Below are 19338 nucleotides of genomic sequence, written 5' to 3' on the forward strand. Positions count from 1 at the left end.
CGCTCAGCTCCCGAACAGCTGCTTGGCGACGACGTTCTTCTGCACCTCGTTGGAGCCGCCGAAGATGGTCTTGGCCCGCAGGTACATGTAGTTCTGCACCCATTCGATGTCCTCCGCCGCGGCATTGGGGCCGGAGGCATCGACCGGGCGGAAGCGCGCGGCGACGCGCTCCCCCACCGCATCCAGCGCGATGGCGCCGATGCGCTGCACCGTATCGGCAGTGGACAATTTCAGCTCGGAGGGCATCAGCCCGAGCGGCTCCCCGGCCATGACCGCATCGACCGCTGCCTTCCCCAGCTCCCGCGCGCCGCGCAGCTCGGCCTCGGCCAGCAGCAGGCGGTATTCCAGCTGCTCGCGCTTCAGCGTGTTCGCCGGCCCGGCCAGTTCGCGCGCCACCAGCGCGCGGCAACGATCGAGGAAGCGGAAGGCGGGCGCGACATTGGCGCCACCGAGCCGCTCCCGGTCGAGCAGGAATTGCCATAGGTCCAGCCCTTGTTCTCCTCGCCGATGCGGTTCGCCACCGGCACCCGCACCCCATCCAGGAACACCTCATTCACGTGGTGCCAGCCGTCGATGGTGCGGACCTCGCGCACGCGGATGCCTGGCGAGTCGAGCGGGATGAGCAGCAGGGTGATCCCCTCCTGCCGTTTCACCTCTGCATTGGTGCGCACCAGCGTGTACATCCAGTCGGACTCGTGCGCGTGGCTGGTCCAGAGCTTCTGCCCGGTGACGACATACGCGTCGCCCTCGCGCACCGCGCGCGTCTTGAGCGAGGCGAGGTCCGAGCCGGCGCCGGGTTCCGAATAGCCCTGGCACCACCAGTCCTCGCCGCTCAGGATGCCCGGCAGGAAGCGCGCCTTCTGCTCCTCCGTGCCGAAGGCGATCAGCACCGGGCCGAGATGCCGCAGCCCGTGGTGGTATTGCGGCGGGCAGTCGCATTCGGCCAGCACCTCGTCGAAGATGTGGCGCCGGCGCTGGTCCCAGCCGGTGCCGCCATGCTCCTTCGGCCAGCTCGGCGCGCCCCAGCCATGCACGTGCAGGATCCGCTGCCACGGCGCCCATTGCTTGCGGCCGAGCTTGCCGTTGGCGGCGACCACCGCGCGGATCTCCGGCGGGCAGCGGGTCAGGGCGAAGTCGCGCACCTCGGCGCGGAAGGCGGCCAGCTCGGCGGTCTCGTCCATCATCGGCCTCGTCACAGGGAAAGGTTCCGCTCGCGCACCACGCGGCTCCACAGCGCGTGCTGCCCGGCCAGGTAGGCGGCGAACTCGGCCGGCGTCTCGGCCATGGCCTCCAGCCCGTCATCGGTGATGGCGCGCTGGATCGGCTCGGCCGCGGCGACGCCGCGCAGGTCGCCGGCGATGCGGTCCTGCAGCGGCGCCGGCACCGCGGCCGGGCAGAAGAAGCCGTAGAAGGTGCGCGCCTCCACCTGCGGCAGGCCCTGCTCCGCCATGGTCGGCACCTCCGGCGCCGTGGCGTTGCGCCGCGGCTGGCAGATCGCCAGCGCCCGCAGCCGGCCTTCGCGGGCGAAGCGCATGGTGGTGGCGCTGTCGAACAGCGCGTTGACATGGCCGGCCAGCAGGTCGGTCAGCGCCGGCGCGCTGCCGCGATAGGGCGTGTGCAGCATCTCGATGCCGGTCGCCCAGGCGAACAGCTCGGCCGAGATATGCGGCGAGGAGCCCATGCCGGAGGAGCCGAAGCGCAGCATCCCCGGATGGGCCTTGGCCCAGGCCACCAGCCTCCGGCACCGTGCGGGCCGGCACCGAAGGATGCAGGTACAGCACCGCCCCGCCGAGCGCGAAGCGGCAGAGCGGCGCGAGGTCGGCGGGCTCGTAGGGCAGGTTGCGCAGCATCAGCGGGTTGGTGACGATGCCGAAGCTGGCCAGCAGCAGGGTGTGGCCGTCCGGCGCCGCATGCGCCACCGCCGCGGTGCCGATGGCGGTGGCGCCGCCGGGCTTGTTCGCCACCACCGCCGGCTGGCCCCAGAGCTCGGCCAGCCGCGGCGCGAAGGCGCGGGCATAGCGGTCGGTCGGCCCGCCGGCGGCATAGGGCACCACCACCTCGACGCCGCGCTGCGGCCAGGCGGGCTGCGCCCGCGCCGGCAGCGCGGCGAGCACGCCCAGCAGGCTCCGCCGCCGCATCGCTCAGCGGCCCTTGTAGACCGGCGGGCGCTTTTCCAGCGTGGCGCGGCGGGCCTCGGCCGCGTCCTCGGTCTTGCTGAGCTCGTAGGTGAAATTCTGCTCGAAGCGGTAGGCGTCCTTGGCCGGCATCAGCTCGACCATGTTGCAGCTCAGCTTGGCGTATTTGATGCCGAGCGGCGCCTTGGACGCCACCTCGACGGCCAGCGCATAGGCTTCCTCGAACAGCTTCTCCTGCGGCACGCAGGCTTCCAGCAGGCCCAGCCGGTACAGCTCGCTGGCCGGCAGCCGCTGGCCGGTGAACATCATCCGCCGCACCTTGGGCGCCGGGAAGAGCCGCGACAGCATGGCCGCGCCGCCGGCCAGGCCGACATTGATCTCCGGCATGCCGAAGACCGCGTTCTCGCTGGCCAGCATGAAGTCGCAGGCGGCGGCCAGGCCGAAGCCGGCGCCGAGCGCCGCGCCGTTCACCGCGGCGATCACCGGCTTGGCGCATTCCTTGATGCTGTTGCCGGTCTCCCGCGTCAGCCGGTTGTGCCACCAGTATTCGCCGTGCTTGCCGGGATCGGGCCGCTGCTTCAGGTCGGCACCGGCGCAGAAGACGCTGCCCTGCGCGGTCAGCAGCACCACGCGGATGTCGTCGCGGTCGGTCGCCTGGTCCATGATCTCGATGATGCGGTCGCGCATCGCCCAGTTCACCGCATTCACCGGCGGGCGGTTCAGCGTGGCGACCGCCACGTAATCCCTGACCTCCAGCGTCACCGTCTCCTCGGCCATGTCGTCCTCCCCTTCATTCCAGCCGGATGCCGGCGCGGGCGATCACGCCGCGCCAGGTTCGGCGTTCCTCCTCCAGCACGGCGCCCAGCGCGGCCGGCGTGCTGCCTTCCGGCCGCGTGCCGGTGCGGGCGAAGCGCCGCGCCGCGGCTCGCCATGATCCGCACCACCGCCTGGCTGAGCCGGTGGACGATGGCCTTGGGCGTGCCGCTGCGCACCATCAGGCCATTCGTCACCGTCACCTCGAAGCCGGGCATCGTCTCGGCGATCGCCGGCACCGCGGGCAGCCCGGCCAGGCGCTGCCGCGTGGTGACGCCGAGGGCGCGCAGCCGCCCGGCGCGCACCAGCGGGATCAGCACGCTGAGGCTGTCGATCGTCATCGACACCTGGCCGGCCACCACGTCCTGCCCCGAGGGCCCGGTGCCGCGATAGGGTCAGATACGCCAGGTCGATGCCGGCCTCGATCCGCAGCAGCTCGCCGGTCAGGTGGCTGCAGGCGCCGATGCCGGCGCTCGAGAAGGCCAGCCGCACCGGCTGCGCCCGGGGCAGCGCGAGGAGCTCGGCGAGGCTGCCGGCCGGCACCGCCGGATGCACCACCAGCGCATAGGCCGCGCGCCAGCAGGCTGACCGGGGCGAAGTCGCGCCCGGCGTCATAGGGCAGCGCCGGCATCAGCAGCGGGTTGGTCGCCAGCGGCGCCGGCGTCGCGTGGAACAGGGTGTAGCCGTCCGCCGGCGCCGTCAGCGCCGCCATGGCTCCCAGCGTGCCACCGCCGCCGCCCCTGTTGTCCACCGCGACAGGCTGGCCAAGCGCCTCGGCCAGTTCCTGGGCGACGAAGCGCGCCGTGGCGCCGGCGCCGCCGCCCGGGGCGAAGGGCACGACGAGGCGCAAGGGCCGGCTCGGCCAATCAGGCTCGGCGCGAACGACTGAGGTGAGCACGGCCGGGCACCCGAGCACCGCCCCTAGCAGGCGGCGCTTGGCATGGGTCCATCTCCTCGCTCGCTTCGGCGTTCCCGTCACGCGCTGCGGTCGCTCCCACATCCTGACCGATCGGTCAGCTGGAGCCTATCGCCCGGATCCGAGGCAGGCAAGTGACCTGCGCGCGGGTGTCGCCCCGGGCGCGCCATCCGGTACAGGCGGCAACGCAGGCGAACCGGCGGCCGGGTCGGACCTATCTCGATGTCAGCGGCCTACGGCGATTCCGCTGGCTCTCGCGCAACCGGCCGAAAGCGGGACGCTGACTTGTTCCCAACGGGGACACTGCAGTTCGCCATTCAAAGGACGCAGATCACGCGCGACTCTGGATCCTGCCGCAAGGCCAGGCTCCCGGCACGCTTGCGGTGCCGCCGGACCTTGCTAGCGTCGGTTCGACGTTGGAAACACGAGGCCGTCCATGCCATCGCTCTCCCCCAGCTTCGATGCGCGCTCCGTCGAATGGCGCCGCGTCACCGATCCGTCGGTGACGGCCTACCGGATCGACTTCGAGTACAGCCTGCTCGGCTACGACCTCGCCCTCGGCCGGCTGGACATGCTGTTGCGCTACGCGCCCGGCCGCGGCCATTGCCGGCGGCATCGCCATGTGGCCTCGACCCTCACCCTGGTGCTCGATGGCGAGCAGCACCTGGTCGAGTTGCAGCCGGACGGCACGGCCAAGGCCATCGCCCGCAAGGCGGGCGACTATGCCCTGGCCAGCCCGGACGCCCTGCCGCACCTGGAATGCGGGGGAGAGTCCGGCGGCACCGTGCTGCTGTCCATGACCGCGCCGGACGGCATCTTGTTCGAGTATTTCGACGAGACCATGCGCAACAGCTGGACCCTGTCGATCACCGACTATGTCGCAGCCTGGGCCAGTGGCGTGCCCTATGGCACGGCGCCACAGGCCGCCTGACCGCCCGAGGCCTGACCGGCGGGTTGCCCGGTGCATGTGCGGCCATGCCGAGCCTATGAGGGCGGTCCTGCCTTCAGGTCGGTCGGCGGCACGTCCTGGGCCGCCAGTGCGGCCTGCTGCGCGTCCCGGGCCCGCTGGTATGCGGGACGCGCCGAGAGCCGCACCCAATACTCCGCTGCCTCCGGCGTGAACTGCTCCGCCAGGCCGAGCCGGGTGGCGAGCAGCAAGGCATAGCCGATGGAGATATCGGCCGCGGTGAACCGGCCCGCGGCGTAGAAGCCGCCCTCCAGCCTCCCGAGGCCCTTGCGCAGGCGGGAGAGGAACCAGCGCTCGTAGTCCTCCGCGACCTGCGGCAGCCGCCGTTCCGGAGTCTCGAGGCGTCGATAGCGGAGCACGAGGGTCTGCGGGAAGGTCAGCGTCGCCTCGCCGAAATGCAGGCCGTTCAGGAAGGCCGCATAGCCCGGCTCCTCCGGTGCGACGTTCAGGGACGAAGGACCGTAGCGGCCGGCGAGATACTGGCAGATCGCCGCCGACTCGGTCATGCGCACGTCGCCGTCCTCGAGCAGGGGAATGGTCCCCAGCGGATTGATGGCAAGGTAGTCCGGCGCAGCGGCGCGCGGCGGGAAGGACAGCATGCGCAACGCATAGGGCAGCCCCAGCTTCTCCAGCGCCCAGAGCGGCCGGAAGGAACGCGCGTCGGAGCAGTGATGCAGCACGATCATCATGGCCTCCCCGGATCGGTCGAGGGTAGCGCAGATGCCGGGCGGCCTCGACGCCCCACGCCCGGAACGCCCAGCCCCCCTCGGCCAGCCTGCTGGGCCAACGACCTGCCGATGCCGAGCGACCGGCCAACTTGTTTCAGACCAAAACAAAAAACACCGCCTTCGCTGAATCCGGCTTTCTTCGACACATAAATGAGCTAACAACTCTCCGGCTTGTGTTCCGGAGAATTTTCAACCCTTGGTTACATCATGATTGTCGCCGATGCGCCGGCTCGCCCGCAGCGCGAGCGGGAAAAATCCGCTGCATCCATCGACGTGCTGTCACCGCCCTCGGCGATGCTCGCCCGGCACTTCGCCCGCGACCCGTCGCTGTTGCCACGATATGACCGCCTGAGACGGCTGGCCGGCGGCATCGTCGGCAGCAACTACGACGTGTCCGACGTCTGCAACCTGCGCTGCGAAGGCTGTCTCTATTTCGAAGGCTCCGATCGGGCCGGCCACAAGGATTCCGAGGCGGACAACGCCTGGAACGCCCTGTTCGCCGCGGAAAAGGCGCGGGGTGTCAACTTCGCCTATCTTGCCGGGGCGGAGCCAGCGCTTCAGCGGGCCCGCCTGCGCATGGCGGCGCGGCACATCGGGCGCGGCGTGGTGTTCACCAACGGCACGGTGTCGATCGACCCGGACCTGCCCTTCGCCATCCATGTCTCGATCTGGGGCGACCAGGCCTCGACCCCGGCCTTGCGGGGTGCCGGCAGCTACGATCGCGCCTTCCGCCTGTTCGGCAAGGACCCGCGCGCACGCTTCATCATGACCGTGAATGCGCTGAACATCGAGACGACCTGGACGGTAGCCGAGCGCTGTGCGGCCGAGGGTGCCCGCCTGTCCTTCAGCCTGTTCAGCCCGACCATGCAGTATCGCGGGAAGCTGGAAGCCCAGGCCGGCAACGACGACGCCACCTTCCGCATCAGCACGCCGGACCGGCATCTCGCCCCGACCCCGGCGGACCTGCTGCGCATCCGCGACACGCTGGATGCGGTGTCGGCGCGCTATCCCGGCACCGTGCTCTATAAGGGAGCCTACAATCGCTGGGTCACCGACCCGGCCGGCCTCTACCGCATCGACCCTGTGACGGGCTGGGCAACGGATTGCGGTACGCGCAACACCGGCAGGCACCGGCATGTGCGGGTCGACCTGACCACCAGCCAAAGCAAGTGCTGCAGTCCGAACCTCGATTGCCGGGACTGCCGCAGCTACGCCATGGCCGCGGGCACCGCCGTCAGCCGCTTCCGGCGTTTCGCCACGACCTTCGAGGGCTTCCGCGACTGGATCGAAATCTCCGAAGGTTGGGCGGCACTGTTCCTACGTGATTGGCCCTTGGAATCGTCCGCGACAGGCGCGTCTTGACCGTCGAAGCAGCGCCGATGAACCCTGAGGGCCAGCGAGCCAGATTCCCTGTCCCGGCGCGTTGACAGTGTGCCCTTGGCTGGCAGTCACCGGATCGCAGACACGCACGGTTTCGCCCGGCCCGCCTCGACGCGGCTGGTGCGCGCGCTTCGCTGACCTTTTCGGAAGCGCCAAGCCTCTGAAGCTTTTCCCGGCGCAACGCCGCGGATGAGAGATCCATGGCGATAGCGGCGTGCTCCACGCCGCGTCCAGGCTGCAGACGAGATCCCCCGGGGTGACCATGCTTCGTGATTTGCCGGCTCATCTGTCCACCACGCAAACGGCAGCCTGGCTCGAACAACTCTTCTTCGTTGGCAAGCCTATCTTCACCATCGGGCAGCGCGTCACGATCCCGGGCCCATTGCGGCCGGACATCTTCGAGGCAGCCTTGCGCGCGACGGTCGCGGAGAGTCCCGGGCTTCGGTTGACGCTCGATGCGCCACCCGCGCCACTGGACCTGCAGGACCATGACCTGCGGGGGGCGGAGGATCCGGACGCGACGGCCGCAGCCTGGATGCAGGCCGCGCTGGCGGCGCCATTCGACCTGCATGATCCGGCCCTCTACCGCTTCGCCCTGTTGCGGGTCGCTGACGACCGGATCATCTGGTTCCAGGCCTACCACCACATCATCATGGATGCCGTGGGCATGGCGCGGCTCACCGCGCGCGCCGCGGCGCGCTACCGCGCGATGCGCTTCGGCATCCCGCTGCCTGAGCTGCGGGCGGCCACGCCGGGCGACCTGGCCGCGGCCGAGGCGGCCTATGCCGCAACGCCTGCCTACGCCAAGGACCGGGGCTATTGGCTGGAGCGCCTGAATCCACTGCCGCCGCCGCTGGTCGAGAAGGACCGGCACAGCTCGGCGCGAGGACGGTCGGGCATTGCGGAGCTGCGCGACATCATCCTGCCGCGGCCGGCGATGGACCGGTTCACCGCGCAGGCGAAGGCCCTCGGCGCGACGACGGCGGGGGCCTTCCTGGCCGTCACCTACTGCGCCTTCGCGCGGCTCTATGGCCGCAGCGACATGGTCATCGGCACCTCCCTGGCGAGATCGCAGCAGTCCCGGCGCCGGCGAGCTGATCGGCGCGCGCATGCAGCACATGGCCTTCCGGCTCGCACTCGACCCCGCACTGCCGGTCAGCGAGACCTTGCTCGCCGTCGAGCGGCTCCGGCGGTGCGATTACCGGCACCGGCGCTTCCCGATCCGCGACCTCGGCGGCGCCCTCGGATTGCTGCGCCAGGGACGGACCTGGCTCTTCGATGCCCTGGTGAACTACCTGCCGGTCCATTACGACTTCGGCTTCGAGGCCGGATCGGTGGAGATGGCGAACCTGACCGCCGGCTTCGGCACGCCCTGGATGGCGACGCTGGCCGACACGGGCGGCGGCCGTGACGCCGTCCTGTCCATCGAGACCGATTCCGGCCTGATCGACACGGCGGAAGCCGCGCGCTTCGCCGCCTGCCTCGAGACGCTGCTGCTGCAGGGCCTCGAGGATCCGGCGCGGCCGCTCGGCCGGCTGCCGATCCTGGCCCCCGGCACGCGGGAGAAGTTGCTGACGCTGGCGGCAGGCCAGCATGCCGAGCCGCTGCCCGACGAAACCATGGCATCGCTGTGCGCCGCCCAGGCCGAGCGGACGCCGGAGGCCGAGGCACTGGTCTGCGGCACGGAGCGACTGAGCTTCGCCGCGCTGCACGCCCGCGCCGCGCTGCTCGGGCGGCGCCTCGCCGCGCTCGGGGTCGGCCCGGGCGTGCCGGTCGGCCTCGCCCTCCCGCGCCAGGCCGAACTGGTCGTCGCGGTGCTCGCCATCCGCAAGGCCGGCGGCGCCTATCTGCCGCTCGATCCGGCCTACCCGGCCGAGCGCATCCGCTTCATCGTCGAGGACTCGAAGGCGCCGCTGATTGTCACCACGGCAGCGCTGGCCGCGGGCTTCGCCGAGAGCGGCGCGCGCTTGCTGCTGCTGGATGCCGGGACCGATGGCCAAGCCGAGGCCGAGCTGCAGCCGCCACGGCCCGGCGACCTTGCCTATGTGCTCTATACCTCCGGGTCCACCGGCAAGCCGAAAGCCGTCGGGGTCGAGCACCGCAACGTGGTGAACCTGATCCGCTGGGGCGCCGAGCTCATCGGCCCGGCGGAGCGGGAAGGCGTGCTGCTCTCGACCTCGCTCGATTTCGACATCTCGGTTTTCGAGGTGTTCCTGCCGCTTCGCCTGCGGCGGGCGCATCATCCTGGTCGAGAACCTGCTCGTCGCCCGCGGGGCGCCCGCCTGGCCGGAGATCCGGTTCATCAACACCGGACCCTCGGTGCTCGACGCGCTGCTGCGCACTGGCGACCTGCCGCCCCGGACCGGCACCATCATCCTGGTCGGCGAGGCCTTGCCGCGCGACCTCGCCGACCGGATCTTCGCCGCGGCGCCGGCGGTCCGGCTGCTGAACTGCTATGGCCCGACCGAGACGACGGTGTTCTCGAGCTGGGCACCGGTCAGGCCGGAAGACCGCGGGGAGCCGAGCATCGGGCGCCCCCTGCTGAACACCACGCTGCATGTCCTCGACCCGGCGGGCGAGTTGCTGCCGCCCGGCGCGATCGGGGAGCTGTATATCGGCGGCCAGGGCGTGAGCCGCGGCTATCTCGGGCGGCCGGAACTGACCGAGGCGCGCTTCGTGCCGGACAGCTTCGGGCCAGATCGCCTCAGCTGCGGCCGGCTGTACCGTACCGGGGACCGGGTTCGTTGGCGCGCGGATGCCGAGCTCGAGTTCCTCGGTCGTGCCGATGACCAGATCAAGCTCAACGGCATGCGGATCGAGCCGGGCGAGATCGAGGCCGCGATCCGCGCCCTCCCGGGCATCGACGCCGCCGTGGTGATGCTGCGCGCCGATGCCACCGGGACGCGGCGGTTGGTCGGCTATGTCGTGGCATCTGCGGGTGCCGAGCGGGACTCAGGGCCGCTGCGCAGCGCGCTCGGGCGGAGCCTGCCGCCGCACCTGGTGCCGGCCGCCCTTGTCTGGCTCGATGCCCTGCCGATGACGCCGAACGGCAAGATCGACCGGAAGGCACTGCCGGAGCCAAGGACGGAGCAGACGTCCGGTGCCGGAGAACGGGTGCCGGCCACCTCGTTCGAGCGGGAGCTGGCTGACCTCTGGGAGGGGTGCTGCAGCGCCCCGTACCAGGGGTGGAGACCGACTTCTTCGACCTGGGCGGCGACTCCCTGGCATTGCTGAACCTCTTTGCGGAGGTTGAGGCGCGCTATGGCCGGTACCTCACCATCGAGACGCTTGCGGGCGGCCTGACCGTCGGGCGGCTGGCGCAGCTCCTGGCCGGCGCAGAGCCAGCCGGGGTCAGGGAAGAACGGATCGTCGAACTTCAGCCACATGGCGAGAAGTCCCCCTTCTTCTGCGTCCACAGTATCGGCGGGCATGTCATGAACCTGCGCAACCTCGCGTCGCACATGCCAAAGGACAGGCCCTTCCTTGGCCTGCGATGGATCCGGGCGGACGGTACCGATGACAGTATCGAGCGGATCGCGGCCCGTTACGTGGATGCGATGCTGGATCGCCAGCCCGCAGGTCCCTTCTATCTCGGCGGCTATTCCATGGGCGCGGTCATCGCCTACGAGATGGCCGAGGCAATTGGTCGAGCGCGGCCATACGATCGGCCTGCTGGTGGTGATCGACACACGCTGGCGCAACTGGCGCGTGACCTGGCGCAATGCGCTTCCGACCGCCTCCGCCTGGGTGGCCAACCTGCCCCGCTACGTCCGGCACGAGGCGGCAGCCTTCGATGCCGGGAAGCTGCGCGGCAAGTTGCGCCGCGCCTGGCATCGCGTCCGGCGGCTCGTGGGCGGGCAGCAGTCCGACCTCGCCGTGCTGCTCGACCTGGAGAAGCTGGACGCGCAGTGGCATCCGTTGTTTCAGGCGCATGCCCGCGCCTACAAGGCCTATAAGCCCTTGCCTTGCCTGGTCCCCGTCGCCGTACTGCGCGCGCGTGCAGCCCTTCTACTGGCCCTGCGACGAATATTCCCTCGGCTGGAGCGCGGTGGCGGACAAGCTGCCGGCGGTGTACGACGTGCCGGGCAACCACGCGACGATCATCGATGTCGGGCGGGCGCCGTTCCTGGCAGACGCGTTGTCCCGGGCGCTCGAGGCCCGGCAGCATCCGGCCAGGCAGCCGCGGGCACCCGAGGCCGTGTTGACCTCGGCATGAGCGACATCCCGGCCGTGTTGCACCCGGGCCGGGTAGGGCCGCGCTAGCGTGAAGGACACCGAGATCACGGGTGTCATGGCCTCCGCCCTGCGCTGGGCGTTCATGGCCTCGATCGTCAACCAGCTGCTCGGCTTCATCGTCTTCGTTGTCATGGTCAGGCTGGTCTCGGCCGTCGAGTTTGGCGTCTTCGCCCTCGCCATGGTCCTGAACGACATCCTGCAACTGATTGCCGGGGGAATCCCAGACGCGGTGGTCCAGCGACGGGAAGCTGTCGGAGAAGGCGGCCGACACCGCCTTCTGGTGCGGCCTTGCCGGGGGAGCCGTCTTCGCGTCCATCGGTGCGGCCCTGGCCGGTCCGCTGGAGCATTTCTTCGGCGTACCCGGCCTAGCGCATGCCCTCCTGCTCCTGTCATCGGTCCTTGCTATCACGCCGCTCGGGTCCATCCATGCCGCGCGGCTGACCCGCACCTTCGGATTTCGCTCCCTCGTGTTCCGCCTCCTGACAGCAACGGTGGTGAGCAGCGCCATCGGTATCGGCGTCGCACTCGCCGGTGGCGGTGCGAACGGGATGCTAGCGCAGCGGATCAGTGCCAGCCTCGTCTTCGCTGCCGGCGCTTGGCTTGCCTATAGGTGGCGGCCGCGGCTTCGCTTCGACCGTCTCGAAGGCCGCGCGCTGTTGGCCTATGGGCTGAGGTCGATGGCTTCGCAACTTCTGTTGCAAGCGAATGGCCGAGCGATCGACCTGATCGCTGGCTTCCTGGCTGGACCGGTCGCGGTCGCCACCCTGCGCATCGCAAACCGATGCGTCGATGTGCTGATACAGGTCGCCGTTGCACCTTTTCAGCAAGCGGCATTGCCGCTCTTCTCGCGCATGCAGGCGGATCCGGCGGTTCGGCGGAAGACCTATGGCGATCTTGGCCGGCTATCCGCCGCGATCATCTATCCGGCCTTCGCCGGGGCCTTCGTGGTGGCACCCGACCTCATCTCGCTCATCTTCGGCGAGCAGTGGCAGGAAGCCGGGCACCTCCTGCAGCTTATCTGCCTCAGCGTCGTGGCGCTGCACTTCAATATCCTCATGCCGGTGGTCCTCAGCGCGTCAGGGCATCCGGGACACGTGCTGGCTTGGTCCTCCTTGCAATTCCTGGTCGGTATTGCCGGAGCCGCACTGGGCGCGCACTACGGCATTGCCGGCCTCGTGATCGCCAACCTGGCGCGCGCCTATCTCCTCCTCCCCTTGGGCTGGGCCCTGTTGTCGCGGAAGGCGGCGATCGGTTTGGATGTCGTGATCGGCAGCGCCCTACAGCCGCTGCTGGCATCGGTGCTGATGGCCGGGCTGACGCTTGTCGTCGCTGCGGTGCTGCTCCCCTTCTGTCGCCTTTCGTCGGCTTGGCCTGCACCATGCTCGCAGGACTGCTGATCTACGCGGCGGTCGCGACATGGATCATGGCGGATCTGATGCGGCCGCCCCTGGTCCGCCTCAGGCGCCGCGTATCGGCATTGGTACATGGACAGGGCTGTCTGGCCGCACGACCTCCTTGGCGGCTGCGGCAATGAGGCAAGCCTTGGCAATCTCCTTGGGGCCTGCCCCGCGTTGAGGCACGGCATTGGCGAGCCGAGTGACCCGCTCGGTGAGGTAGACGCGGCCAGCGCTCTCTCGTGGGTCATCCCGCCCGGGTGCCGAAAGTGATGATCTTGGTGATGACGGCCGCGTCCGCTCAGGGCATCGCCAGGACATCGGAGTGGAGCAGCGGCGCGTCGCGGAGCCAGAGCCGGGCGCCCGCCGGGCCGGCGACGCCCCTGAGGCGGGTGCCGACCGGCAGGCGGCCCCAGGCCTGCCGTTCCAGTCTCTCGCTGCCGACCGTCAGGCCGCCCGAGAGCACCAGGAATTCCAGCCCGCGAGGGTTGTCGGCATCGACGGCCGCGCCGGCAGCCCAGTGCTGCAGGCGAACGGCCTCATGCCCGTCGTCGAACAGCACGGTCGTGGGCTCAGCGCCCGGCTGGCGGACGACCTGCGCGGCATCGCCCTCCCGGAACTGCCAGAGCCGCACGAAGATCGTGCAGCCTTCCTTCGAAGCGGGCACGTGCGAGGTGCCGGGCGGGTTGCGGAAGTAGCAGCCTGCCGGATAGTCGCCATGCTCGTCCTGGAAGACGCCCTCCAGCACGAGGATCTCCTCGCCGCCGCCATGGGCGTGGCGCGGGAAGGCGCTGCCCGGCGCGTAACGCACGATGGATGTCGCGCGCGCCACCTCTCCGCCAATGCGGAACAGCATCCGGCGATCGACCCCGGCGGCCGGGCTCGGCACCCAATCCATGCGCCCGGCGTGGATGATGACGGGCTTCGACAGGTCGTCATTCAGGCGCATGGGCATTCTCCCTCGTCACCAGGACTATCCGGAACCGGACTTCGCCCGACATCACGCGCTGGACGGCGTCCGTCTCGGCTTCGAGTTCCTCCGGAATCGAGACCAGGGCGGTGCCGCGCGCGGTCATCATCTCCGCATATCCGCCGTCGCGGCTGGACCCCACGACGCGCTGGTTGCGGCAGAGATTGAAGCGGCCCTGGCGCATTGCGCGCATTCGCCGCAAGGCCGCCAAGCCGTCCGACGCCGACCCGCTGGCCCGGCTTCCAGATGGACGACACGTCCTCGCCGAGCGCGACGATGCGGCCAACCACCTCATGCCCCGGCACGCGCAGGAGCGGCCGCGCGGGGTCGGAGTTCTCGATATCGCCGATATCGGCGCCGCAGATGCCGCAGGCCTCGACCGCAATCAGCACCTCGCCCGGAGCCGGGTTGGGCACGGGGCGAGCCACGAGCTCGAGCAGGCCCGGGAGCGTCACCTGCACGGCATGGCAGACTTCCGCCATCAGGATCTCCACGCACGCATCACGACCGCAGCCTTGCGAGCTGCACCCGCTTGTGCTGGGCAGCGCAACCTCATGCGCCCCCCAGGGCCGGGATCGCGGTATTGCCTCGCTCGATCCGTCCAAGGGTTTGCGCCACGGCCCGCTGCGCCGCGTCCAGGGCACCCGCGAGATAGCCGGGCGCGACCGCGCTGGTCTCGCTGCCCGCAAGGTATAGCCGGTCCTGCCAGGCGCCGGTGACCCAGGAGCCCTGCCGCGGCAGGGGATGCGCGCCGCCGCGCCGGTCCTCCGCCGTCGCTGTCAGCGGATCCGCGCTCCAATCCTTCAGCAGCGTCACGCCGGGCCGCGCGGCCGCTGGCCCGAACAGCCGTGCGAGCTGATCGAGGCAGGTCTGGGCAAGGCCCTCCGTGCCGATGGCGGCACGCCCGTCTGCCGGCACGCCGACGAAGCCGAACAGCGCGGCGGCGCCGGAGGCCGTCGTCGCGTCATGGATCTCCGCCAGCGGCCCGACCATGCTCTGCGCCATGCCGGAGAGACCGGCGTCACGCCAGAAGGGGCGTTCGTAGAACGCGAAGAACTTTGCGTGCGGCGCCATCCAGGTCGCGGTGTCCCGCCAGGCCAGCCGCGTGGCGGGCTCGATCGCAGGCGCGAAGGCGATCGTTGCGTCGATCAGCCGCGGCGGCAGGGCGAGGATGACCTGACCGGCCAGCAGCCCCGCCTCGCCGCCTTCGGACCCGCGAAGGGTCAGCCGGACGCCCGCCGCCTCGAGCGCGACCCGCGTCACCTGCGCGCCAAGGTGGATGGCATCGCCGGGCAGGCCTGCGGCGAGGGCCCGGACCAGCGTGCCGGTCCCGCCGGCGAGGCGCATGGATCGGGGCTCCTGCCGGAAGCCCGGGTGGCGCTGCGGCGGCGCGCTGCGCGACCGCTCGACCAGCACATCGCCATCGTCATGCTGCGGGAAGGCCGCCAGGCCCAGCGCACTCACGAGGCGGGCCATCTCCGGGTGCATCTCGGGCCAGAACCAGGACGGCCCGAGATCGAAGCCGTCCGTGAAGGCATGACCCGCCGTGTCCGCCGACAGGATGCGCCCGCCGAGCCGCTCGCGCGCTTCGATCAGGCGGAACGGCACGTCCGCGGCATGGAGAAGCCGCGCGGCGTGAAGTCCTGCGAGGCCGCCGCCGACGATGACGACCACCATCTCAGCCTGCCGCTGGGCGGGCAGGGATCGCGGCCGTGACCGCGAGCGCCGCGACCGCGAGCGCGAGCGGGCCGAAGGACACCCACAGCACCGTGTTCCAGCCATAGGCCGTCAGCAGGCCGCCGGAGGCGAAGGAGCCCACCGCCATCGTTCCGAAGACGACGAAGTCGTTGAGCGACTGCACCCGCGTTCGCTCCTCCGGCCGGTGGCACTCCAGCACCAGCGAGGACGCGCCGACAAAGCCGAAATTCCAGCCGAGCCCGAGCAGCACAAGGCTGCCCCAGAAATGCCCGGTATCCTGGCCGAGCAGGCCGGCGACGGCGGCGGCCGCGATCATCACGAAGCCCGCGGCCACGACGCGCGGTGCGCCGAAGCGGGTGATGAGGCGACCCGTGAAGAAGCTCGGCGCGTACATGGCGATGACGTGCCACTGCAGGCCGAGATTGGCGGATTCCTGCGACAACCCGCAGAGCCGCATCGCCAGCGGCGCGGCGGTCATGAGGAAGTTCATCAGCAGGTAGGAAACGACGCCGCAGATCACCGCGGTGATGAAGCGCGGTTGGCGCGCGATGGCCAGCAGCGGACGGCCGCCGGCCATCTCCGCCGCGGTCGGCATCGGCAGCCGGACGCCGAGCAGGACGAGCGCCGAGAGCGCCGCCACGCCCGCCTGGGCCAGGAAGGTGGCCGCGAAAAGATAGGGCACCCACAAGTCCATGGTGTGCGTCACCAGCTGGGGCCCGATCACGCCGGCGAAGACGCCGCCTGCCATGACCAGCGAGAGTGCCCGCGGGCGCCGTGCCGCCGGCACGCAATCGGCGGCCGCGAAGCGGAAGGACAGCACCACTGCGGCATAGGCCCCGCCGAAGAAGGTGGCGAGGCAGAAGGTCCAGAAGGAGCCCAGCAGCACCGCGAGTGCACCCAGCAGGCCGACGAGCACCCCGCAGCCGGTCCCGGCCAGGAAGGCTGCACGGCGGCCGTGGCGCCGGGCGATGGCTCCGGCCGGCAAGGTGCAGGCGGCCATGCCCACCACGAAAACGGAGATCGGCAGCGTCGCCAGCGCCGGGCTCGGCGCCAGGCTGTGACCGACAATCGCGCCGGTGGCATAGACAACCGTCGCGTTGGCGCCGGCGAGCGCCTGCGCAATCGTCAACCGGGCGACATTGCTGGTCTCATGCTCGAAGACGACAGGAGACGCGATCCCGTCGACCGGGGCGGCTCGGGCGTGTGACATGGGATTCCTTCCTGTCTGTCGGGCGGCCCGATACAGAGCTTAGGGCCTCGCAGCCCTGCGGTCATCGGGACGCCCTAGGCGCCCAGCCGGCCAAGCCAGCGCGTGTCGCGCGGCGAGGGGCGACGGTGCAGGCGGCGGTCGAGCAGCGCGCGCGCCTTCATGGCCCCGCCGCTGCGCAACAGGGCGATCAGGAGCATGTCCTCGAGCATTTCGCGCTGGGCGCCGCTGCCGCCGATGCGCACCACCTCGCGCGCGACCGGCTCCAGGATGCGGGCGCAACCGGCGTAGTCGGCATCGGCGAAGGCGAGCGCGGCGCGGCAGATCGCCGGCGCCACCGGCCCCGCGCCGAGGCTGCCTGCCTCGGCCAGTTGCGTCAACGCTGCGGCCCGGCGTGCCACCGCCTCCCGGTCGCCGGCGGCGGCCTCGAGAATCGCCATATGCGCGTCGGCGAAGGCGAAGCCGGGTTTCGGGAAGGCCGGCGCGGCGTAGGCCACCGCCGCCTGCCACAGCCCCGCTGGGACCTCATGCCCGTAGGCTTGCAACCGCCAGAGGAAGGAGGCTGTGTCGCTTACCACATTCACCGGCATCCCCGCCGAGACGGAGGGCTGCACGTTCTCAGCGTAGATCGCCAGCGCGCGCTCCGGGTCGTCACGCTCCAGCGCGGCCAGGGCCGAGTGCCAGGCGATATGGCCGTGCAGCGGGCCGCTGCGGTCGTAGCTCGGCAGCCAGCCCGCGATCAGCGCCTCGGCCTCCTGGCCAGCGCCGGCTTCGTGGAGCGCGTGGGACAGCGCGTGTGCCGCGTTCGCATTCTCCCGCCGCAGCTCGAAGCCGCGCTGCGTCAGGGCGCGGCCATGCGCGATGGCGCCGTTTTCGGCATGGGACCAACCTCGGTAGGTGAGGAACCACCAGTCGTCCTCGGCAAAATGCCGGGCATGCCGCTCGCAGAGATCCACGCGGGCCTGGTCATGGTCCGCCATGCCGGAGAAAGCGAAGAGGCCGAAGGCGCCGAGCGGCAGCGAGAGGACCAGGACGTCCCGCGGCCAGTCGTCGAGATGCACGATGGCGCGCTCAAGCGCCTTGGCCGGCTGGCCGCCGATGGCGAGCGACAGGACCTCGACATGGCTCCGCTCCCGCTCGGTTCCCCGTCGGGCAACGAGGTCCGCCGCCGTGGCGATCCGCGCCCTGGCCTCGGCCGGCTCGGCGCGGATCGCGTGCAGCCGGGCGCGCGCCGCATGGGCAAGGGCGAAGTCCGGGTCGGCTCCGACGGCCGCCTCGAGCGCTTCCGCCGCACCGGGCCAGGCGGAGAGCAGGAGGTCCACGCCCTCGCGGTAGCGCTCGGCGGCGAGGTCGGAAGTGGTGGAGAGCGGCAGGCCGCGGCGGTCGATGCGGGCCATGGCGGAATCCTCCTGCTGAGAGCGTGGTCGCGGGTGGCGGCCCGGGCGGTTGGGTGCGGCATCAGCGCCGTTGACCAACCACGTATACCGGCCCGTCAAATGTCTGTATTTCGACTGGGCGACAAACCATGTAGAATAGAGGACAAAGAAGGCCGCTGGCCATGCGATGGGAGACGATCGCCGCACCCCCGGGGCTCACGGCGCCTGGTCCGATGACCGTGCGGGCCCAGTCCATCCCGGCGCGCCACTACTTCCCCGAGCACGCGCATGCCTGGCACCAGGTGGTCTACGCAATCTCCGGCGTGCTGACGGTGGCGGTTGAGGGTCAGTCGCTCGTGATCTCACCCGAGCAGGCGGTCTGGCTGCCGACTGGGCTGCGGCACCGGGTTGGGTCGCTACTCGGCGCCGAGTTCCGCAGCCTGTGGATTGCCGACGAGGCCGGCCGAAGCCTGCCCCTCAGCCCGACCGTGGTCGGCGTCTCGCCCCTACTCCGGGCGCTGATCGTCGAGGCGGCGGAGATCGAGGGGCAGGCAGACCAGGGTGGCTACGCCGGTCGGGTAACGGCGCTGCTCCTGGACCAGTTGCGGCGGGCGCCGCCCCTGGCCGGAGCCTTGCCATGGCCGAGCAGCGGGACGCTCGGGACGCTGTGCGAGACGCTCTATGCTGATCCTGCCGATGAACGCGGGCCGGATGACTGGGGCCGCGAGCTCGGCATGTCGGGCCGCACCCTGGCGCGGCGCTTCGAGGCGGAGCTGGGCATGAGCCTGCGTTCCTGGCGGCGCCGGCTGCGGCTTTTCAAGGCCATCGAGCTGCTGGGGGGTGGCCTGGGCGTGACCCAGGTGGCGATGGAACTCGGCTACGGCTCGACCTCGGCCTTCATCTACGCGTTCCGCATCGAGATGGGCTGCAGCCCCCAGGCCTACACGCGGGGGCATGCGACGAGGCGGAGCGCCCGGGTTCCGGGCGCGGTCGTCGCACGCCTGTCCTGAATCGCGCAGCTGGCACAGCACGGCGATGTACCCCGATCGGCTCGGGCGCGGCGGAGAGCGCCGGCTGCTTCCGCCGGGCGCACCACGCACCTTGCCGGCGTGACAGGCCCGTCGGGTTGCGGCCGAAAAGCTCTGAACGGCGCAAGCGGCGGACAGGGCGGGCCGTGTCCCGGGTGGTGGTGTAGGAGCGTTGGCTCCCGGTGATCAGGCCGCGGCGGGTTCAAGGGAAGGCGGGTCGACGCACTGCGTCGGCGAGCCGGAACGGCTCCGCCCCCGAACTGGCGACCGCCATGCCGAGGACCTCGCGTCGGCCCTCGGCGTTCACGCCCACCGCGATGGTGACCGCGACAGGGACGATCCGCCCGGCCTCGCGGATCGTCACCGAGGTCGCGTCAAGCCGCAGGCAGAGCCAGTCGCCCTTGATGGAGCGGGCCAGGAAGTCGCGGGCCCGGTCGCCTTGCGACGCACCGAGCAGCAATCTCCGACCGCACAGCTGACTCCGCTGGGC

The 19338-nt window shown here is 70.8% G+C and carries 19 protein-coding genes and 8 pseudogenes; 11 read left to right on the forward strand and 16 right to left on the reverse strand.

The features are described from left to right. Window positions 1–3: 3 nt before the first annotated feature. The 8 genes and pseudogenes from ACQ86J_RS17640 to ACQ86J_RS17675 form a co-directional block, all read right to left on the reverse strand. Window positions 4–471, reverse strand: a complete 468-nt coding sequence (locus ACQ86J_RS17640) for an acyl-CoA dehydrogenase family protein (protein WP_431272443.1) — start codon at window positions 469–471, stop codon at window positions 4–6. After that, window positions 360–1184, reverse strand: a complete 825-nt coding sequence (locus ACQ86J_RS17645; protein WP_431272110.1) for an acyl-CoA dehydrogenase family protein — start codon at window positions 1182–1184, stop codon at window positions 360–362. Before ACQ86J_RS17645 ends, ACQ86J_RS17640 begins: the two co-directional genes overlap by 112 nt. A gap of 8 nt (window positions 1185–1192) precedes the next feature. Further along, window positions 1193–1732, reverse strand: coding sequence for a tripartite tricarboxylate transporter substrate-binding protein (locus tag ACQ86J_RS17650; RefSeq protein WP_431272111.1), 540 nt, complete (start codon window positions 1730–1732; stop codon window positions 1193–1195). 64 nt (window positions 1733–1796) lie between these two features. After that, window positions 1797–2138 (reverse strand): annotated as a pseudogene (locus ACQ86J_RS17655) (Bug family tripartite tricarboxylate transporter substrate binding protein); the annotation flags it as partial. A gap of 3 nt (window positions 2139–2141) precedes the next feature. Continuing rightward, complete coding sequence (locus ACQ86J_RS17660) at window positions 2142–2912, reverse strand: enoyl-CoA hydratase/isomerase family protein (protein WP_431272112.1); 771 nt, start codon at window positions 2910–2912, stop codon at window positions 2142–2144. Continuing rightward, window positions 2894–3307, reverse strand: a complete 414-nt coding sequence (locus ACQ86J_RS17665; RefSeq protein WP_431272113.1) for a tripartite tricarboxylate transporter substrate-binding protein — start codon at window positions 3305–3307, stop codon at window positions 2894–2896. The genes ACQ86J_RS17660 and ACQ86J_RS17665 overlap by 19 nt, the downstream gene beginning before the upstream one ends. Window positions 3308–3410: 103 nt before the next feature. Continuing rightward, a pseudogene (locus ACQ86J_RS17670) lies at window positions 3411–3563 on the reverse strand (hypothetical protein); the annotation flags it as partial. 16 nt (window positions 3564–3579) lie between these two features. Beyond that, window positions 3580–3948 (reverse strand): annotated as a pseudogene (locus ACQ86J_RS17675) (tripartite tricarboxylate transporter substrate-binding protein); the annotation flags it as partial. A 352-nt stretch (window positions 3949–4300) separates the two neighbouring features. Between ACQ86J_RS17675 and ACQ86J_RS17680 the strand changes: the two are divergent. After that, window positions 4301–4795, forward strand: coding sequence for a hypothetical protein (locus ACQ86J_RS17680; RefSeq protein ID WP_431272114.1), 495 nt, complete (start codon window positions 4301–4303; stop codon window positions 4793–4795). Between the two features lie 53 nt (window positions 4796–4848). Here ACQ86J_RS17680 and ACQ86J_RS17685 read toward each other — a convergent pair whose 3' ends face one another. Further along, complete coding sequence (locus ACQ86J_RS17685) at window positions 4849–5520, reverse strand: glutathione S-transferase family protein (RefSeq protein WP_431272115.1); 672 nt, start codon at window positions 5518–5520, stop codon at window positions 4849–4851. Window positions 5521–5766: 246 nt separating this feature from the next. On the opposite strand from ACQ86J_RS17685, the gene ACQ86J_RS17690 reads away from it, so the two are divergent. From ACQ86J_RS17690 to ACQ86J_RS17730, 9 genes and pseudogenes are all read left to right on the forward strand, one after another. After that, entirely contained in the window at window positions 5767–6921 is a 1155-nt protein-coding gene (locus ACQ86J_RS17690; protein ID WP_431272116.1) for a hypothetical protein, read from the forward strand. Window positions 6922–7201: 280 nt separating this feature from the next. Continuing rightward, complete coding sequence (locus tag ACQ86J_RS17695; protein ID WP_431272444.1) at window positions 7202–8350, forward strand: condensation domain-containing protein; 1149 nt, start codon at window positions 7202–7204, stop codon at window positions 8348–8350. A 208-nt stretch (window positions 8351–8558) separates the two neighbouring features. Beyond that, window positions 8559–9086, forward strand: a pseudogene (locus tag ACQ86J_RS17700) (AMP-binding protein); the annotation flags it as partial. Between the two features lie 109 nt (window positions 9087–9195). Continuing rightward, window positions 9196–9525, forward strand: a pseudogene (locus ACQ86J_RS17705) (AMP-binding protein); the annotation flags it as partial. Between the two features lie 222 nt (window positions 9526–9747). Beyond that, window positions 9748–10173 (forward strand): AMP-binding enzyme, encoded by a 426-nt coding sequence (locus ACQ86J_RS17710; protein ID WP_431272117.1) that lies wholly within the window; start codon window positions 9748–9750, stop codon window positions 10171–10173. Then, window positions 10125–10895, forward strand: a complete 771-nt coding sequence (locus ACQ86J_RS17715; protein ID WP_431272118.1) for a thioesterase domain-containing protein — start codon at window positions 10125–10127, stop codon at window positions 10893–10895. Before ACQ86J_RS17710 ends, ACQ86J_RS17715 begins: the two co-directional genes overlap by 49 nt. 41 nt (window positions 10896–10936) lie before the next feature. Continuing rightward, the gene (locus ACQ86J_RS17720) at window positions 10937–11155 is read left to right on the forward strand and encodes a hypothetical protein (RefSeq protein WP_431272119.1); all 219 of its coding nucleotides are present in this window, start codon (window positions 10937–10939) and stop codon (window positions 11153–11155) included. 150 nt (window positions 11156–11305) lie between these two features. After that, window positions 11306–11374 (forward strand): annotated as a pseudogene (locus ACQ86J_RS17725) (hypothetical protein); the annotation flags it as partial. A 7-nt stretch (window positions 11375–11381) separates the two neighbouring features. Further along, the gene (locus tag ACQ86J_RS17730) at window positions 11382–12572 is read left to right on the forward strand and encodes an oligosaccharide flippase family protein (RefSeq protein WP_431272120.1); all 1191 of its coding nucleotides are present in this window, start codon (window positions 11382–11384) and stop codon (window positions 12570–12572) included. Between the two features lie 298 nt (window positions 12573–12870). On the opposite strand, the gene ACQ86J_RS17735 is transcribed toward ACQ86J_RS17730, so the two are convergent. The 6 genes and pseudogenes from ACQ86J_RS17735 to ACQ86J_RS17760 all read right to left on the reverse strand — a co-directional run bounded on the left by ACQ86J_RS17735 (window position 12871) and on the right by ACQ86J_RS17760 (window position 17841). Beyond that, on the reverse strand, window positions 12871–13518 hold the full coding sequence (locus tag ACQ86J_RS17735) for a cupin domain-containing protein (protein ID WP_431272121.1): 648 nt from the start codon (window positions 13516–13518) through the stop codon (window positions 12871–12873). After that, window positions 13505–13723 carry a hypothetical protein gene (locus ACQ86J_RS17740; protein ID WP_431272844.1) on the reverse strand — a complete coding sequence of 73 codons (219 nt, stop codon included), beginning with the start codon at window positions 13721–13723 and terminating at the stop codon, window positions 13505–13507. The genes ACQ86J_RS17735 and ACQ86J_RS17740 overlap by 14 nt, the downstream gene beginning before the upstream one ends. Before the next feature lie 85 nt (window positions 13724–13808). Next, window positions 13809–14021 (reverse strand): annotated as a pseudogene (locus tag ACQ86J_RS17745) (alcohol dehydrogenase catalytic domain-containing protein); the annotation flags it as partial. 70 nt (window positions 14022–14091) lie between these two features. Continuing rightward, complete coding sequence (locus ACQ86J_RS17750; RefSeq protein ID WP_431272122.1) at window positions 14092–15216, reverse strand: flavin monoamine oxidase family protein; 1125 nt, start codon at window positions 15214–15216, stop codon at window positions 14092–14094. 1 nt (window position 15217) lies between these two features. Further along, the gene (locus ACQ86J_RS17755; RefSeq protein WP_431272123.1) at window positions 15218–16447 is read right to left on the reverse strand and encodes an MFS transporter; all 1230 of its coding nucleotides are present in this window, start codon (window positions 16445–16447) and stop codon (window positions 15218–15220) included. Between the two features lie 74 nt (window positions 16448–16521). Further along, window positions 16522–17841, reverse strand: coding sequence for a tetratricopeptide repeat protein (locus tag ACQ86J_RS17760; protein WP_431272124.1), 1320 nt, complete (start codon window positions 17839–17841; stop codon window positions 16522–16524). A 161-nt stretch (window positions 17842–18002) separates the two neighbouring features. Between ACQ86J_RS17760 and ACQ86J_RS17765 the strand changes: the two genes are divergently transcribed. Next, window positions 18003–18830 carry an AraC family transcriptional regulator gene (locus ACQ86J_RS17765; protein WP_431272125.1) on the forward strand — a complete coding sequence of 276 codons (828 nt, stop codon included), beginning with the start codon at window positions 18003–18005 and terminating at the stop codon, window positions 18828–18830. 235 nt (window positions 18831–19065) lie between these two features. Here ACQ86J_RS17765 and ACQ86J_RS17770 read toward each other — a convergent pair. Next, window positions 19066–19284: pseudogene (locus ACQ86J_RS17770) on the reverse strand (transposase); the annotation flags it as partial. Window positions 19285–19338: the final 54 nt, after the last annotated feature.

The organism is Dankookia sp. P2 (genome assembly GCF_050632255.1).
GTDB lineage: Bacteria > Pseudomonadota > Alphaproteobacteria > Acetobacterales > Acetobacteraceae > Paracraurococcus.